Raw genomic sequence first — 16,431 nt, forward strand, 5'->3', positions numbered from 1 at the left:
GTGAGCAAGCGGGGTAAATCAGGGTCATTAGCCAGCCAGTGAAACGGCGCTGGCAGCTGTGCGGGTTTTTACCGATAATGGTGACCAGTATTTGGCGTCATGACTTTGACGATCTTCAGCCCCTTCGGGCGAGACACCCTGCAAGGAGTACAGGATGCAAAAAGAAGGCAAGGTGGTGCCCTTGGCGGCAGCCATCGATCGAGGCGGGCGTGCGCCTCTGCCTTGCCTTCCGGTGTTGCTCCTGCAGGTGCGGGACAAGGCCGCCTTGCAGTTGCGTCAGGGCCTGCAGGACTTGTTCGACAACGCCGACGACACCCTCTTCGAGATGGCCGACAAGGCCTTCGACCGCAGTGACCAGAACCTGTACTTCGAGGCCATGCGCGACCTGCGCCTGAAGCGCAAGAGCATCGAGCGCGGTTTTCTCGACACGTTCTATGATGCCTTTGCCCGTATCGGCCAGGTCGACCTGCTGGCGCACCTGGTCGAGCCGGGCAACCTGCGCAGCAAGGCCCAGGTGGAGCGGGCCGCCGCGATCGAGGGCATGGTCGCGCGGGTGCTGTCACGCGACGGCATTGCCCTGCAGCAACTGGGTCTGCGCTTGCAGGTACTGCTCGACCGCCCCCTGCACGAGCAGCACAACCCGCTGGGGCCCGCAGCGCTGTGCGGCTACTTCCTCGACGCTGGCCGCAACCTAGGGGTTGGCCTGCGGGTCAAGCTGGTCCTGCTGAAACTGTTCGAGCGCTATGTGTTGCGCGATGCCGATGTGATCTATGGCGAAGCCAACCAGTTGCTGGCCGCTGCCGGTGTGTTGCCCGAGTTGCCAACGGCACCGCGCCGGCGCGCCGAAGACCGGCGCATGAACGCACGACGCGGGCCGGCGAACCTGGGGCACGAGGTGGGCGCGGACGCGGCAGGGCAGGCGTTCTTTGCCTCGTTGCAAACACTGCTGGCCCCGGCGCGCGGGCAGTTCGCGCCTCGTTTGCAGGCGGTGGCCGCCGCCCAGCCAATCAGCACCGCCGACCTGCTGCGCCTGCTTTCGCATTTGCAGCACTACGTGCCCGCTACCCACGAGGCCGATGATTTCGAGCTTGGGCAACAGCTTGAACAACTGCTGCTGCGGGTCAGCGTGCGCAGCGGCACACGCCGGCGCATCGATGTGGCCGACGAGGACATGATCAACCTGGTTGGGCTGCTGTTCGCCTTCATCCAGGACGACGACAACCTGCCGGCCAGCCTGCGTGCGCTGATCGGGCGCCTGCATATTCCGCTGCTGAAGGTAGCCCTGCTGGACAAGGGGCTGTTCAGTCGGGCCAGCCACCCGGCCCGCCGGCTGCTCAACGAGATCGCTGGCGCGGCAATCGGTTGGGAATGCGGCAGCGACGGCATGCGCGACAGCCTGCACCTGCGGGTGGAGCGTATCGTCCAGCGCCTGCTCAATGATTTTGCCGAAGATGCCAGCCTGTTCGCCGAACTGCTCGAAGACTTCCTCGCTTTCAACCAGGACGAGCGGCGGCGCAACGAGCTGCTTGAACAACGTACCCGCGACGCCGAAGAAGGGCGTGCCCGAGCCCTGCAGGCCAGGCAGCAGGTGCAGCATGCACTCAACCAGCGGCTGCGCGGCCGGTTATTGCCGCAGGTGGTGGTACAGATGCTGGTGCAGGCCTGGAGCCAGGTACTGCTGCTGGCCTGGCTCAAGCAGGGCGAGGCATCCCAGGCCTGGCGAGACGCCTTGCAGACGATGGACACGCTGCTGGCCAGCATCACCCCGCCGCACGAGCCACATACCTTGCTGCAGCAGGTACCGGGCCTGCTCAAGGCACTGCGCGATGGCCTGTCCAGCGTAGCCCTGGACTCGGCAGCGACCCGCGAATTCTTCCTGCAACTGGAGCAGCTGCACCTGCGTGCCTGCGCGGGTACCGCGGTGGCGCCCGGTGGTGAGGGCCAACCCCTGAGCGAGGTGCTGGTGGACGAAGACATCGTCCTGGCGATTGCTGAAGAACCCGCTTGTGCTCCCTTGCAGTTTGCCGACGGGCAGGCTGTGGCGCTGCGCCAGGTGCAGCGCCTGCGTATCGGTACCTGGGTCGAGGTGCTGGACGAGGACGAACCATTGCGCTGCAAGCTGGTGGCGCGCATCGACAGCAGCGACCGGCTGGTGTTCGCCAACCGCACCGGCATGAAAGTGCGCGAATGGAATGGTGCCAGCCTGGCCCAGGCACTGCACCGAGGCGACGTGCGAGTGCTGGATGACGGGCTGTTGTTCGAGCGGGCGCTTGAGGCGGTGCTCGACAGCTTGCGCCGGTAGGAGCAACTGCCCTGCGCAAAACCTGCAAGCACGCCCAATTTCTGTGGGAGGTCACTCAGTCCTTCGTGCTGCGCTGTTGCATAGAGAGCCGAGTTGGCAGGCAGTTCGCTTACTCTGTGGGAGCGGGTTCACCCGCGAAGAATCCAACGCGGTGCTTGGCACCGGCTGCGCCGGTGTTCGCGGGTGAACCCGCTCCCACAGAGACCCTGTTGAATCAATAATTTATGTGCAGCTCTATGAGAGTGCCGCCGGGATTACATTCATTCACATGCAAACGCCGTTGGTCGCAGGGCATACTGTTGACCTGTTCACGGCGTTTTCAGGATCTGCCCCATGCAATTGGACCGTGCCACTGGCTGGTTCCACGGAATCGGAATCACCCACTGCCCCTCGCCGAACTTCAATACCCGCCCCGAAGGCGAATCGATTTCCCTGCTGGTGATCCACAACATCAGCCTGCCGCCTGCCTGCTTCGGCACCGGCAAGGTCCAGCAATTCTTCCAGAACTGCCTGGACCCCGACGAACACCCGTACTTCGCCAGCATCAACCACCTGACCGTTTCGGCGCACCTGCTCGTCGAGCGTGACGGTGCGGTGACCCAGTTCGTGTCGTTGCTCAACCGCGCCTGGCACGCCGGTGTGTCGTGCTTCGACGGGCGTGAAGGCTGTAACGATTTCTCCATCGGCATCGAACTGGAAGGCACCGACGATCTGCCTTACACCGATGCCCAGTACAGGGTGCTGGAGCAACTTACCCGGCACATCCGCGATGCCTGGCCGGCCATCGACCTGAGCCGCATCCAGGGTCACAGCGACATTGCCCCGCAGCGCAAGACCGACCCCGGCCCGGCCTTCGACTGGCCGCGCTACCGACAGGCGCTGCAGCAAAACGAGGACAAGGCATGAGTTTTCTGGTGTTGTTGCTGGCGCTGTGGGTCGAGAAGTTCTCGGCCCTGCGCCATCAGGTGCAGCGCGATGGGTTCTTCCTTGGCGAACTGGTGCGCCTGGAGCGCAGCGGGAAGGTGCACCCGTGGTGGACGCTGGCCATCCTGGTACTGGCACCGGTAGCGCTGCTGGTGTTGCTGCTGCATGTGCTGGAGCCGGTGGCGTACGGCTTGCTGGCATTGCCGGTGCACCTGCTGGTGCTGATCTACAGCCTGGGCCGCGGCGATGCCAAGGCATCGTTGGGGCCGTTCCGCGATGCCTGGCGGCGCGGTGATGACCAGGCCGCTTTGCATGTGGCCGAGCGCGACCTGGGGCTGGCGGCCGACGAACCGCACAGCCTTTTGGTGCGGGTGCAGGGCAACCTGCTGTGGCAGGTGTACCAGGGCTTTTTCGCGGTGATCTTCTGGTACTTCGTGCTGGGCCCGGGTGCCGCGCTGGCCTACCGCCTGCTGGCGCTGTGTGGCGAACACAGCAAGCAACCGACGTTGAAGGCTCGTGCCGAGCAGCTCAGGCATATCATGGACTGGCTGCCGGTACGGGTGCTGGCCTTGAGTTTTGCCTTGGTCGGCAACTTCCTCGCGGTCACCCGGGTGATGCTGCACGAGGTGCTCAACTGGCACATCAGCGCCGCACACCTGGTGGCCCGGGTCGGGCGCATTGCCGATGACATTCCCGAGGAAGAAGACAGCCAGCGCGGGCTGGGGCGGCTGGACAGCCTGTGGGAGCTGCTGCTGCGCTGTGCGGTGCTGTGGTATGCCGGGTTTGCGCTGTGGACGGTGCTTGTCTGATCTGAAGTCGGGCGCATACCCTGTAGGAGCGGCCTTGTGTCGCGATGGGCTGCGCAGCAGCCCCCGGATTTTCAGCTTCGCCGCATAAATTGCCGGGGCCGCGTTGCGGCCCTTTCGCGACACAAGGCCGCTCCTACAGCGACCGCGCCAGGTCTACCATCTGAACAACTCATAAGCATTGCGGGTGCTGGCATCAGCCAGCTCCGCGACATCCACACCCATCACCTGCGCCAGCGCCCCGGCAATTTCCGGCAGGTGCTCCGGGCTGTTCCTCACCCCGGGGAACATGACCGGCGCCATGTCCGGCGCATCGGTCTCCAGCACCACGCTGTCCAGCGGCAACCGCGCCAGGGTCTTGCGCAGCCGTAGGGCCTGCGGCCAGGTACCCGCACCGCCAAGCCCAAGCCGGAAGCCCAGCTTGATGTACTCGCGGGCCTCTTCGTAACTGCCGGCAAACGCATGTATCACCCCCGCCCGCGCTGGCTTGTAGCGCTTGAGCGTGGCGATCACCTGGGCATGGCTGCGGCGCACGTGCAGCAGGGCGGGCAGTTCGAAGTCGCAGGCCATCTGCAGTTGCGCTTCGAACAGCACCTGCTGGCGGGCCTTGTCCAGGTCTTCGAGGTAATAGTCCAGGCCAAACTCGCCCACGGCACATAGCCGTGGGTCACCGTGCAGGCGCTCCAGCCACTCGCGCAGCTGCGCCAGGTGCTCCGGGCGATGCTGGTCAAGGTAGATCGGGTGCAGGCCGAGCGCGGCGAACAGGCGCTGGTCAGCACTGGCCAGGTCCCACACCCGCTGGAAATTCGCCTGGTACACCCCCAGCACCACCATCCGCTCCACCCCGCGCGACGCCGCGTTCGCCAGCAGGCGCGGGCGGTCGGCGTCGAAGTCGGGGAAGTCCAGGTGGGTGTGGGTGTCGATCAGGCGCATGTTCAGGCCGCTGTAATGCGTTGCTTGAACGTTCGACCGACGGCATGCACGCCAGGTTCGTAGCGTTTGTCCTCGATCGCGGCCAGTGCCAGTTCCAGGGCGGTGGCGGCAATCAGGCCATGCTGCTGGGCCATGGCATTGACTGGCAGCGGCAGGAAGTCGAGCAACTGGTTGTCGCCAAAGGTACCCAGCTGCAGCTGGCGCGAGTCGGCAGGGCGCGCCTGCAGGGTATCGAACACCCCTTGCAGCAGCACGTAGGAGGTAGTCACCAGGGCATCCGGCAGGCCGCCAAGGTCGTCGATCAACTGCTGCATCAGGCGCTGGCCGCACTCACGGCTGAACGCTTCGCCCTGATAGCGGCGAACTTCGCCGGCATAGCCTTGCAGGGCTTCGTCGAAGCCGCCGGCACGTGCCTGGCTGACCGACAGCTCGGGGCGTGCGCCGATCAGTGCGATGCTGCGCGGGGCTGCGCTCAGCAGGCTGGCGGCCAGTTGGCGGCTGGCGTCGCGGTCGTCGCTGATCACCGAGCAGAAGTGCGCAGGGTCCAGGCGGCGGTCGATGGCGATCACCGGCAGGCCTTTGTCTTGCAGTTCGCGGTAGCTGTCGTCCTCTGGCGGCAGGCAGCTGGCGACGAACAGTGCATCGCAACGGCGGGCGCGGAACAGCTGCTGCAACTGGCGCTCGCTGTCGGGCTGGTCGTCGCTGCTGGCGATCAGCAACTGGTAGCCGCGGGCGCGGGCGCCTTGTTCGAGCTGCTTGGCGATGCGGGCGTAGCTGGGGTTCTCCAGATCCGGGAGAATGAAGCCCAAGGTGCGGGTATGCCGGCTGCGCAGGCCAGCGGCCTGCGGGTTGGGAGTGAAGCCGTGGGCCTCGACCACCGCGCGTACCCGCTCGACAGTGCTGTTGCTGATGCGCTGCTGTTCGGCCTTGCCATTGATGACGTAGCTGGCAGTGGTCACGGACACACCGGCCAGACGGGCGATATCGCTGAGTTTCACCGAATTTTCCTTGTTATTACCGGGGCTGGCTGTGAGCCCTGACCGGGTAGTTTGACCCGGCGAGGGCGCCACGCGCAGACGACCATTGTCGCAATTGTCCGACAGGATGGGGCTTTTTCCTCGGCAGATTATCGAGTAACGTGGCCGTCTGGTCAGATTAATCGTTTCAGCTGCCGAATTTTCTGCCTCGGCTGCCATCCGTGCAAGGCTGTTGAACTGGCCGTTCAAGTGAATTTCACAACAATACTCCAGTACCCGACCGGGAACTGCAAAAGGAGAAGGTCATGCTCGAGCTCGCCAAGGAGCAGATAGCCATGGGCCAGAAGGCCGCCGACAAGGCCGAGGCATTGCGCCTGCTGGCCGACCGGTTGGTCGCTGATGGCCTGGTCGCCGAGGGATACCTGCAAGGGCTGCAGGCCCGAGAGGCACAAGGCTCCACCTTCCTTGGGCAGGGCATTGCCATCCCCCATGGCACGCCGCAGACCCGTGACCTGGTGTACGCCACCGGCGTACGCCTGTTGCAGTTTCCCGAGGGCGTGGATTGGGGCGATGGCCAGATGGTCTACCTTGCCATCGGCATCGCCGCCCGTTCCGACGAGCACCTGCGCCTGCTGCAACTGCTGACCCGCGCCCTGGGCGAGACCGACCTGGCTGAGGCATTGCGCCGCGCCGGTTCCGCCGAAGCGTTGCTGAAACTGTTGCAGGGCGCGCCGCAGGAACTGGCGCTGGATGCGCAACTGGTCGGCCTGAACCTGGCGGCCGAGGACTTCGATGAACTGGCCTGGCGCGGCGCCCGCCTGTTGCAGCGCGCCGACTGCGTCGACAGCGGTTTTGCCGCCGTGTTGCAGCAGGCCGAGCCGCTGCCGCTGGGCGAGGGCCTGTGGTGGCTGCACAGCGAGCGCCAGGTGCGCCAGCCGGGCCTGGCCTTCATCACCCCGCAGCAGCCGCTGCGTTACCGCGACCAGCCGCTCAACGGCCTGTTCTGCCTGGCCAGCCTCGGTGCGGCCCACCAGGCCTTGCTCGAGCGCCTGTGTGAAGTGCTGATCGAAGGCCGCGGGCAGATGCTCTACCAGGCCACCAGCAGCCGCGCGGTACTGGAAGTGCTGGGCGGTGAGGCGCCGGCGGACTGGCCCAGCGCGCGGGTCGTGCTGGCCAACCCGCACGGTTTGCACGCCCGCCCGGCAAAGGTATTGGCGCAACTGGCCAAAGGTTTCGAGGGGGAAATCCGTGTACGCCTGGTCGACAGCGCACAGCCAGCGGTGTCGGTGAAGAGCCTGAGCAAGCTGCTCAGCCTCGGCGCCCGACGTGGCCAGGCGCTGGAACTGGTGGCTGAGCCAGCCATCGCCGCCGATGCCTTGCCGGTGCTGCTGGCCGCCATCGAACAAGGCCTGGGCGAAGAGGTGGAGCCACTGCCACAGAGCGCGGCGACCGCAGCCGGCGCAGCGGCCGAAGTGCTGCAAGCGCCCGCGGCCGGTAGCCGCATCCACGGCGTGGGTGCGGCGCCCGGCATTGCCAGTGGCCCGGCACATGTGTGTGTCGAGCGTGAGTTCGACTACCCCCTGCGCGGCGAGTCCTGCGCCCTGGAGCGGCAGAAGCTGCGTGAAGCCGTTGCGACTGTCAATGGCGAGCTGCAGGCCTTGGTCCAGCGCAGCGACAAGGCCATTGGCGAAATCTTCGTCACCCATCAGGAGATGCTCGCCGACCCGGCCCTGGCCGATGATGTGGAGCAGCGCCTGGGCCAGGGCGAAAGCGCCGCGGCAGCCTGGATGGCGGTAATCGAGGCGGCGGCGCGCCAGCAGGAGTCGCTGCACGATGCCTTGCTCGCCGAACGCGCTGCCGACCTGCGTGACATTGGCCGCCGCGTGCTGGCGCAGTTGTGTGGCGTGCAGGCCCAGTCTGAACCCGAGCAACCCTACGTGCTGGTGATGACCGAAGTCGGCCCGTCCGATGTCGCCCGGCTGGACCCGAGCCGCGTCGCCGGTATCGTCACCGCCCAGGGTGGCGCCACCGCCCACAGCGCCATCGTCGCCCGTGCCCTGGGCATTCCGGCGGTAGTGGGCGCGGGGGCGTCGATACTGCTGTTGGACAGTGGCACGCCGTTGCTGCTCGATGGCCAGCGTGGCGTGGTCAGCGTGGCGCCGCCGGCGGATGAACTGCAACGGGCCCTGGCCGAACGCGACCTGCGCGAGCAGCGCTTGCAGGCCGCCTGGGCCAACCGCTTCGAGCCGGCGGTCACCCGTGATGGTCACGCTGTCGAGGTGTTTGCCAACATCGGCGAGAGCAACGGCATCGCCAAGGTGGTGGAGCAGGGCGCCGAAGGCGTGGGCCTGCTGCGCACCGAGCTGATTTTCATGGCCCACACCCAGGCCCCGGACGTAGCGACCCAGGAAGCCGAGTACCGCCGCGTGCTCGATGGCCTTGACGGGCGCCCGCTGGTGGTGCGCACCCTGGATGTCGGCGGTGACAAACCGCTGCCGTACTGGCCGATCGCTGCCGAGGAGAACCCGTTCCTCGGTGTGCGCGGCGTACGCCTGACCCTGCAGCGCCCGCAGGTGATGGAGGACCAGCTGCGCGCCTTGCTGCGCGCGGCCGACCAGCGCCCGCTGCGCATCATGTTCCCGATGGTCGGGCAGGTGCATGAATGGCGCGAGGCACGTGCCATGGTCGAGCGCCTGCGCGCCGAGATCCCGGTAGCCGACTTGCAGCTGGGTATCATGGTCGAGGTGCCCTCGGCAGCGCTGCTGGCACCACAACTGGCGCGCGAAGTGGACTTCTTCAGCATCGGCACCAACGACCTGACCCAGTACACCCTGGCCATCGACCGTGGTCACCCCAGCCTCTCGGCCCAGGCCGACGGCCTGCACCCGGCGGTGCTCAGCCTGATCGACATGACCGTGCGCGCCGCCCATGCCCATGGCAAGTGGGTGGGCGTGTGCGGCGAGCTGGCGGCCGACCCGCAGGCGGTGGCCGTGCTGCTGGGCCTGGACGTGGACGAGCTCAGCGTCGCCGCGCGCAGCATTGCCGAAGTCAAGGCCCTGGTCCGCCAGGCCGATCACCAGACGGCCCGCGCCCTGGCGCGCGAGGCCCTGCAACAGGACAGCGCCGCAGCGGTTCGCGCGCTGGTGGAGCGTTACTGAATGGCCAAGATCCTCACCCTCACCCTGAACCCGGCGCTGGATATCACCATCGGCCTGGATACCCTGCGCCCGGGGCAGGTCAACCGCAGCCAGGAGCAGCACAGCCACGCCGCGGGCAAGGGGCTGAACGTTGCCCAGGTACTGGCCGACCTGGGGCACAGCGTCACTGTTGGCGGCTTCCTCGGGCGTGACAACCTGCAGCCCTTCGAGGCGCTGATCGACTGGCGCGGCTTCGTCGATTGCTTTGTCCGCGTACCGGGCGAAACCCGCAGCAACATCAAGCTGGTCGAGGCTGATGGCCGTGTCACCGACATCAACGGCCAAGGCCCGGAAGTCGACGAAGCGGCACGCAGTGCATTGCTGCGCCGCCTGGCGCAGATTGCCCCGGGCCACGACGCGGTGGTGGTGGCTGGTAGCCTGCCGCGCGGGATCAGTGCCGACTGGTTCCGCCAGTTGCTCGAACAGCTCAAGGCGCAAGACCTCAAGGTGGCCCTGGACAGCAGCGGCGAAGCCCTGCGTGCCGGCCTGCAGAGCTCGCCCTGGCTGGTCAAGCCCAATACCGAAGAGCTGGGCGAAGTGCTTGGCCTGGCTGTGGATAACCCGGCGCAGCAGCGCGCTGCTGCCGAGCGCCTGCTGGCCAGTGGCGTCGAACATGTGGTGGTGTCGGCGGGCGAGCAGGGCGTCAGCTGGTTTACCCATGACCATGCCGTACATGCTTGCCCGCCCAAGGTGCAGGTCGCCAGCACGGTGGGCGCAGGTGATTCGCTGGTGGCCGGCATGGTCCACGGCCTGCTGCAGGGCGAAGCCCCGGCGCAGACCTTGACCCGTGCCACCGCGATCGCTGTACAGGCTGTTACCCAGGTTGGTTTCGGCATCCGTGACCGCGAGCAACTGGCGCGTCTGGAAGCCGCCGTGCACCTGACAGAACAACAAGAGGGTTGCCGATGAACATTGCCATTGTCACTGCCTGCCCCAACGGCCAGGTGTCGAGCGTGCTGAGCGCGCGCTTGCTGTCCGCCGCTGCCCAGCGGCGCGGCTGGAGCACCAGCGTCGAAGTGCAGGATGCCGGCCACCCCGAGCGGCAACTGAGCGCCGCGCAGATCGCCGAGGCCGACTGGGTGCTGGTGGTCAGCACCGGCCCGGTGGACCTGGCACGCTTCGTCGGCAAGCGCGTGTACCAGAGCACGCCGTCCCAGGCTTTGGCCGACCGCGAAGGCTTCCTTGATGAGGCGGCGGCCAATGCCCGGCTGCTGGCCGCGGTGCCCGGCCTTGCGGCCGAAGCTGGCAACGCAGGCGCACGCATCGTCGCCGTCACGGCTTGCCCGACTGGCGTCGCGCATACATTCATGGCCGCAGAAGCCTTGCAGCAGGCCGCGCAGCAACTGGGCTACCAGCTCACCGTCGAGACCCAGGGTTCGGTCGGTGCGCGCAACCCCTTGTCCGCCGAAGCCATCGCCGCAGCCGATGTTGTGCTGCTGGCCGCCGACATCGAAGTGCCCACTGCGCGTTTCGCCGGCAAGCGCATCTACCGTTGTGGCACCGGTATCGCCCTCAAGCAGGCCCGTGCCACCCTGGACAAGGCCTTGGCCGAAGCCAAGGTGGAAAACAGCAGCGATGCTGCAGCGGCGAGCACGCCAGCGAAGGGCGAGAAGACCGGGGTATACAAGCACCTGCTCACCGGCGTGTCGTTCATGCTGCCGATGGTGGTGGCTGGCGGCCTGCTGATTGCCCTGTCGTTCGTGTTCGGTATCGAGGCTTACAAAGAAGCGGGCACCTTGCCGGCGGCATTGATGCAGATCGGCGGCGAGGCTGCGTTCAAGCTGATGGTGCCGCTGCTGGCGGGCTATATCGCCTGGTCCATCGCTGACCGCCCGGGGCTGGCGCCCGGCATGATCGGCGGCCTGCTGGCCAGCACCCTGGGCGCCGGTTTCATCGGTGGTATCGTCGCCGGCTTCCTCGCCGGCTACAGCGCCAAGGCCATTGCCCGCTGGGCGCGCCTGCCCAGCAGCCTGGAGGCACTCAAGCCGATCCTGATCATTCCGCTGCTGGCCAGCCTGTTCACCGGCCTGGTGATGATCTACGTGGTCGGCCAGCCGGTGGCGGCGATGCTGGAAGGGCTCACGCATTTTCTCGACAGCATGGGTACCACCAATGCCATCCTCTTGGGCCTGTTGTTGGGCGGCATGATGTGCGTCGACCTGGGCGGGCCGATCAACAAGGCCGCCTATGCCTTCTCGGTGGGGCTGTTGGCCTCGTCGAGCTATGCGCCGATGGCGGCGACCATGGCCGCCGGCATGGTGCCGCCGATTGGCCTGGGTATCGCCACCTTCCTGGCCCGACGCAAGTTTGCCCAGAGCGAGCGTGAAGCGGGCAAGGCGGCCCTGGCGCTGGGGCTGTGCTTCATCTCCGAAGGGGCGATCCCGTTTGCCGCCAAGGACCCGCTGCGGGTGATACCGGCCAGCGTGGCCGGCGGGGCATTGACCGGGGCATTGTCGATGTACTTCGGCTGCAAGCTGATGGCGCCGCATGGCGGCCTGTTCGTGCTGCTGATCCCCAATGCGATCAACCATGCGCTGCTGTACTTGTTGGCGATCGTGGCGGGTAGCCTGCTGACGGCGGTGGTGTATGCGGTGATCAAGAAGAGCGAGCGGGTGGAGTTGGCGGTAGCGCCGGTGAAGGGTTAGAGATTTCAGCGGGCCTTACTGGCCTCTTCGCGGGCACGCCCGCTCCCACAGGTACTGCATGATCCTGAAGCTTGCAGTGACCCTGTGGGAGCGGGCGTGCCCGCGAAGAGGCCGGAACAGGTCACCGCCGATGCTTCTGCCGCAACGGCACAAGCAGATCACCCAGCCCGTTGTGATCGATCTCGTGCATCAGCGCCAGCAACCCACCCAATTCCCCCGCCGGGAAACCCTTGCGCGCAAACCAGGCCAGGTAATCCCCCGGCAGGTCGGCAATGATTCGCCCCTGATACTTGCCAAACGGCATGGTGCGGGTCACCAGCAGTTCGAGGGTTTCCGGCTTCATCATCGGCGCACCTGGCTGTTGAAAAGCGCCGACCATACTGCAATCTGCACGAAGGCCCAAGCGGCAATCATGCAGAACGCCATTTTCAGGTTCTGCTCTGATGTTCGTATCTAACTGATTTTGAATGATTTTATCGAGATTAACGGCTTGGCACGAACACTGCTCCGTTACAGATGACTATCACCTGCCAAGGAGTTTGTGCCATGAGCAATCCCAACAAAGATGTGATCGACGTGCTGAACGACCTGATCGAGTACAGCAAGGATGGCGAGAAAGGCTTCAAGGCCTCGGCCGATGATGTGAAGAACCCCGAACTGAAAGCGTTCTTCGTTCAACGTGCCGGTGAGTGTGCCAATGCGGCCGGCGAACTGCAGAGCGAGGTGCGTCGCCTGGGTGGCGACCCGGAAACCTCCACCAGCATCAGCGGTGACCTGCACCGGGGTTGGGTCAACCTCAAGGCGATGGTCACTGGCAAGGATGAGGAAGCGGTGCTGAACGAGGTGGAGCGGGGCGAGGACCATGCCCTCAAGGCCTACAAGGAAGCCCGCGAGAAACTGGTGAAGCTGGGCCGCACCGCCAGCGACCAGACCTACGCCCTGGTGGAAAAACAGCTGCAAGGTGTACAGCGCAACCATGACCAGGTCAGGGCCCTGCGCAACGCCGCCCGCGCCCGCGCCTAGTCGGCAGGCCCCTCTACCCGGTTGCGGCCTTTGGCCTTGGCCCGGTAGAGCGCTTCGTCCGCAGCACCCAGCACCCTCGCCAGATCGTGCTGGGTGCCTGACAGGCCGATGCCGATGCTCACCGTGACCGAGTGGGCATCATCGGCAAACGGCGCCAGCGCCTCGACACTGGCGCGGATGCGCTCGGCCAGCAGCTGCGCACCGGCCAGGTCGGTTTCCGGCAGCACCACCTGAAATTCCTCCCCACCGTAACGCGCTGCCAGATCGGCCGGGCGGCGGATGCATTCCTCGATGGTCCGGGCCACTTCGCGCAAGGCATGGTCGCCACCGGCATGGCCGTGGCGCTGGTTGAACGCCTTGAAATGGTCAACGTCCACCATCAGCACCGCCAACGGCTTGCGGTTGCGCTGGGCGCGGGCCCACTCCTGGCGCAGTACCTGGTCCAGGCGGCGGCGGTTGGCCAGGCCGGTCAGGCTGTCGGTGGCGGCCAGGGTCGCCAGGCCCTGTTCGGCCTCTTGGCGGCGGCGCAGTTCGCGGCCCAGCAGCAGGGTCAGCGAGAGGATACCCACACAGAGCACCCCGGTGGCCACACTGACCAGGATCGCAGTACGGCGCCAGGACTCGAACACGTCTTCGGCCGAATGCACCACCAGTACGATCAGCGGCAGCTGCGCGACCCGGGCGAAGGTGTACATGCGCGGTTTGCCGTTGAGGCTGGAGCGGGCGGTGAAGCTGCCGCTCTGTTCGCTGAGAATGCGTTTGAAATTGGGCCGCTCGGCATAGTTGCTGCCGATCCCTGGGTCTTGCGTGCGGCTGGGCTGGCGAGCCAGCAGTTGGCCGTCGGTGTTGAGCAGGTTGATGCTGCTGTCATCGCCAATGTCCAGGCGCTGGAACAGCTCACTGAAGTACGACAGGCGCAGTGCACCCGCTGCCAGGCCGGTGAACTCGCCATTGGCGTCGGAGATACGCCGGCTGAAACTGATGCACCAGTCCAGGTCGCCCAGCTTGGCCTTGAATGGCGGGCCCACCAGCAGGCCGAGGTTGGGGTTGTGCAGGTGCGCCTGGAATACCCCGGTGTCGCTGAAGTTGGCCTTGCGTGGCACGCTGCTGGTGGAATCGCCCACCACGTTGCCTTGCTTGTCCAGCCACAGCACGTCACCGCGCTTGCGGTCGACGAAGGCTTCATTGAATAGCAGGCGTTGGCGCAGCGGGCCGGGGATTTCCGGCAGCTCCTTGCGCCCGACCGCCCAGATCAGGCCCTGCAGCGATTGGTCGTAGAGTTCGACGTTGCGCAGGATGTCGCTTTCGATCAGCTGGACGATATTGTTGGACGAGCGAATTGCCGACAGCTCGACATTGTCGCGCTCGCGCGCCAGCAGGTAGCTGACGATGGCCACGATGGCGAGCACGGTAAGGCAACTGCCCAGATTGAGGATCAGCTCGGGGTGCGACCTGTAGTGTGCGAAACGCGGTAATCGGGTGGTCATGCTCGCTACTGCGTGGGCAGGGCCATTCGCGGCGGCGACATTCTAGGGAAGCGGGGATTGTCGGACAAGATTTGTCCGACGGAATCACGGTATACCTTATTCTGGACTTACCACAAGCCCCTGTGGGAGCGGGTTCACCCGCGAAGAAACCAACTCGGTGTCTGGCACCGGCTTCGCCGGTGTTCGCGGGTGAACCCGCTCCCACAGGGGTTATGTGTGCTTCCTTTTAAACCAGGATCAGAACACGTTCAACGGGTAATCAACGATCACCCGCAGTTCATCGTTGTCGCTGTTGCTGTCGATCGACGCATAACCCTGGCTGCCACGGTGGGTGGCGTAGCGCACCAGCACCGACAGGTCCTTCAGGTCACCCTCCTGGAACACATACTTCACATCCAGGTCGCGCTCCCAGTGCATGGCGTTCTTGCCATCTGCACGGTAGTAGTCGTAGTGGGTGGAGTCCTGGACGGCCTTGGTCAGGTCGGCTTCACCGCGCGAGTACGACAGCACCGTGGTCAGGCCAGGGATGCCCACACCAGCGAAGTCATAGTTGTACTGCAGCTTCCACGAGCGCTCGTTCGGTGCGTTGAAGTCCGAGTACATGCGCGAGTTGTCCAGGTAGATGCTGTCGCCCAGGTTGATGTAGTCGAACGGCGTGTTGCCATTGACCCGCTGGTAGGCGGCGGTGACGCTGTGGAACCCGGCGTTGACGGTGAAATGCACGCTATAGGTGTTGTTGTCGATCTTGCCCAGCAGGGCCTGGCCGGTGTCCTGGGTGTGATAGAAGTGCACGCCCGGGTTCAGGCTGACCAGGTCGTTGACCACGTAGGTGTAGTCGAAATCGGCGTAGTACTGGTTCCAGATGTCCTTCAGCTCGGCCGCATACAGGTTGGCGGTGATGTTCGGGGTACCGCTCCACGAAGCGCCGGCCCAGTTCAGGTGCTTGCTCTTGTCGTGCTCGCCCAGCGAACCGTAGTAGGTGTCGATGCGGCGGTGGCCACTCTGGTTGTACGGCTTGGTGAAGCTCACCTGGCCGCCTTCGAGCAGCAGGCCGTCGATGCTGGTGTTGGTCAGGCTCACACCACGGAAGGTCTGCGGCAGCATGCGGGTTTCGCCGCCGGCGATCACCGGGTTGGTGAGGAACAGGTCACCGGCTTTCAGCTCGGTGTCGAACGCCTTGAGCTTGACTGCGGCACCGGCGGTGGAGAACGAGTGCGGGGCAGCACCCAGTTCGTCTTCGTTCTTTTGGTGGGTCGGCAGGATGCTGGTGCCAGCATGGCCGCCGCCACCGTCGAGTTTCAGGCCCAGCATGGCGTGGGCGTCCAGGCCAAAGCCCAGCACACCTGGGGTGTAGCCCGACTCGAAGCGTGCAACCGCGCCCTGGCCCCACTCGCGGGTGTCGCGCACGCCGGCGTTGTGGTTGTCGCGGTTGAAGTAGGCATTACGGAAATGCAGGTTGAAGGACGAGCCTTCGATGAAGCCATCAGCCTTGTCTTCATCTGCCTGGGCGGCGAAAGGGATCGTTGCAGTCAACGCAATGAACAACGGGGTAAAACGAAACGCGGAAGGCACCGGTACTAGCTCCTTGGGTCTGGCGGTGGGGCAGTTTTTATTTTCGAATGTGCGTCTTTTTTATAGGTGGACGTTACAGCTTGGCTGATAGTTGAAGCACATAAAAAAAGCCGCTGATCGGCAGCGGCTTTAAAAGGCTAACATATCGGCACCGGTGGTGCCCATGGCGTAGCCAAGGGAAAACGGGAGCAGCGACAGCGCTTGATCAGCTGTCGGCATTGGCATCGACAGAAACCTTGGAAGCTGTCTGGTTTGCGTCTTTGGCGGCGTCTGCCTGCTGTGCGGCTACGGCTTCGCGGGCCTCTTGGTGGACCGCGGCGAACTCAGCATTACGGGTGACGAAAGCATTGGATTCTTCGGCCATGGCCAGGGGCGACAACAACAGGGAAGACAGGACGAAGACGCTGGCAATACCCATACTGTTGGACATTTGAAACTACCTTCTTGCGGTGCAAGTGCTAATGAGGACGGGGGTAAAGTTAGTCCTTTCAATGCACTTGAAACAGAGCGAGGTGCGATAAGCACTGTTGCGCAAAAGGTAATTATCTTTGAAAAAAGCAATTGG

13 protein-coding genes are annotated in these 16,431 nt (G+C 65.0%); 7 read left to right on the forward strand and 6 right to left on the reverse strand.

Annotated features, from left to right (window positions below; all coding sequences use genetic code 11):
• Positions 1-154 precede the first annotated feature (154 nt).
• From ABIB24_RS03735 to ampE, 3 genes are all read left to right on the forward strand, one after another.
• Positions 155-2,302, forward strand: a complete 2,148-nt coding sequence (locus ABIB24_RS03735) for a DUF1631 domain-containing protein (RefSeq protein WP_354316143.1) — start codon at positions 155-157, stop codon at positions 2,300-2,302.
• A gap of 333 nt (positions 2,303-2,635) precedes the next feature.
• Complete coding sequence (gene ampD / locus ABIB24_RS03740; RefSeq protein ID WP_354316144.1) at positions 2,636-3,208, forward strand: 1,6-anhydro-N-acetylmuramyl-L-alanine amidase AmpD; 573 nt, start codon at positions 2,636-2,638, stop codon at positions 3,206-3,208.
• A complete protein-coding gene (ampE, locus tag ABIB24_RS03745; RefSeq protein ID WP_085691835.1) occupies positions 3,205-4,035 on the forward strand; it encodes a regulatory signaling modulator protein AmpE in 831 nt (276 codons plus the stop codon). The genes ampD and ampE overlap by 4 nt, the downstream gene beginning before the upstream one ends.
• 153 nt (positions 4,036-4,188) lie before the next feature.
• Here ampE and ABIB24_RS03750 read toward each other — a convergent pair whose 3' ends face one another.
• Both ABIB24_RS03750 and cra read right to left on the reverse strand, forming a co-directional pair.
• A complete protein-coding gene (locus ABIB24_RS03750) occupies positions 4,189-4,965 on the reverse strand; it encodes a TatD family hydrolase (RefSeq protein ID WP_354316145.1) in 777 nt (258 codons plus the stop codon).
• A 2-nt stretch (positions 4,966-4,967) separates the two neighbouring features.
• Positions 4,968-5,963, reverse strand: coding sequence for a catabolite repressor/activator (gene cra / locus ABIB24_RS03755; protein WP_025337726.1), 996 nt, complete (start codon positions 5,961-5,963; stop codon positions 4,968-4,970).
• Between the two features lie 284 nt (positions 5,964-6,247).
• Between cra and ptsP the strand changes: the two genes are divergently transcribed.
• From ptsP to ABIB24_RS03770, 3 genes are read left to right on the forward strand one after another with little or no spacing between them, the layout of a single operon-like run.
• Complete coding sequence (gene ptsP / locus ABIB24_RS03760; protein ID WP_354316146.1) at positions 6,248-9,100, forward strand: phosphoenolpyruvate--protein phosphotransferase; 2,853 nt, start codon at positions 6,248-6,250, stop codon at positions 9,098-9,100.
• Positions 9,101-10,048 (forward strand): 1-phosphofructokinase, encoded by a 948-nt coding sequence (pfkB, locus tag ABIB24_RS03765; protein WP_354316147.1) that lies wholly within the window; start codon positions 9,101-9,103, stop codon positions 10,046-10,048.
• A complete protein-coding gene (locus ABIB24_RS03770; protein WP_137163008.1) occupies positions 10,045-11,784 on the forward strand; it encodes a PTS fructose-like transporter subunit IIB in 1,740 nt (579 codons plus the stop codon). The genes pfkB and ABIB24_RS03770 overlap by 4 nt, the downstream gene beginning before the upstream one ends.
• Positions 11,785-11,905: 121 nt before the next feature.
• Here ABIB24_RS03770 and ABIB24_RS03775 read toward each other — a convergent pair whose 3' ends face one another.
• Positions 11,906-12,127 (reverse strand): DUF3820 family protein, encoded by a 222-nt coding sequence (locus ABIB24_RS03775; RefSeq protein WP_016713256.1) that lies wholly within the window; start codon positions 12,125-12,127, stop codon positions 11,906-11,908.
• 203 nt (positions 12,128-12,330) lie between these two features.
• Here ABIB24_RS03775 and ABIB24_RS03780 point away from each other — a divergent pair, with 203 nt between their 5' ends.
• A complete protein-coding gene (locus ABIB24_RS03780) occupies positions 12,331-12,807 on the forward strand; it encodes a ferritin-like domain-containing protein (RefSeq protein WP_137163009.1) in 477 nt (158 codons plus the stop codon).
• Here ABIB24_RS03780 and ABIB24_RS03785 read toward each other — a convergent pair.
• The 3 genes from ABIB24_RS03785 to ABIB24_RS03795 form a co-directional block, all read right to left on the reverse strand.
• Complete coding sequence (locus ABIB24_RS03785) at positions 12,804-14,294, reverse strand: GGDEF domain-containing protein (protein WP_354316148.1); 1,491 nt, start codon at positions 14,292-14,294, stop codon at positions 12,804-12,806. The two genes, ABIB24_RS03780 and ABIB24_RS03785, sit on opposite strands and share 4 nt — an antisense overlap.
• Positions 14,295-14,531: 237 nt before the next feature.
• Positions 14,532-15,866 (reverse strand): OprD family porin, encoded by a 1,335-nt coding sequence (locus tag ABIB24_RS03790; protein ID WP_354316149.1) that lies wholly within the window; start codon positions 15,864-15,866, stop codon positions 14,532-14,534.
• Positions 15,867-16,071: 205 nt separating this feature from the next.
• Positions 16,072-16,296: a hypothetical protein gene (locus ABIB24_RS03795; RefSeq protein WP_085587397.1), complete on the reverse strand. Its 225-nt coding sequence runs from the start codon at positions 16,294-16,296 to the stop codon at positions 16,072-16,074.
• Between the last annotated feature and the right edge of the window lie 135 nt (positions 16,297-16,431).

The organism is Pseudomonas sp. UYEF17 (genome assembly GCF_040546125.1).
Classification (GTDB): domain Bacteria; phylum Pseudomonadota; class Gammaproteobacteria; order Pseudomonadales; family Pseudomonadaceae; genus Aquipseudomonas; species Aquipseudomonas putida_Z.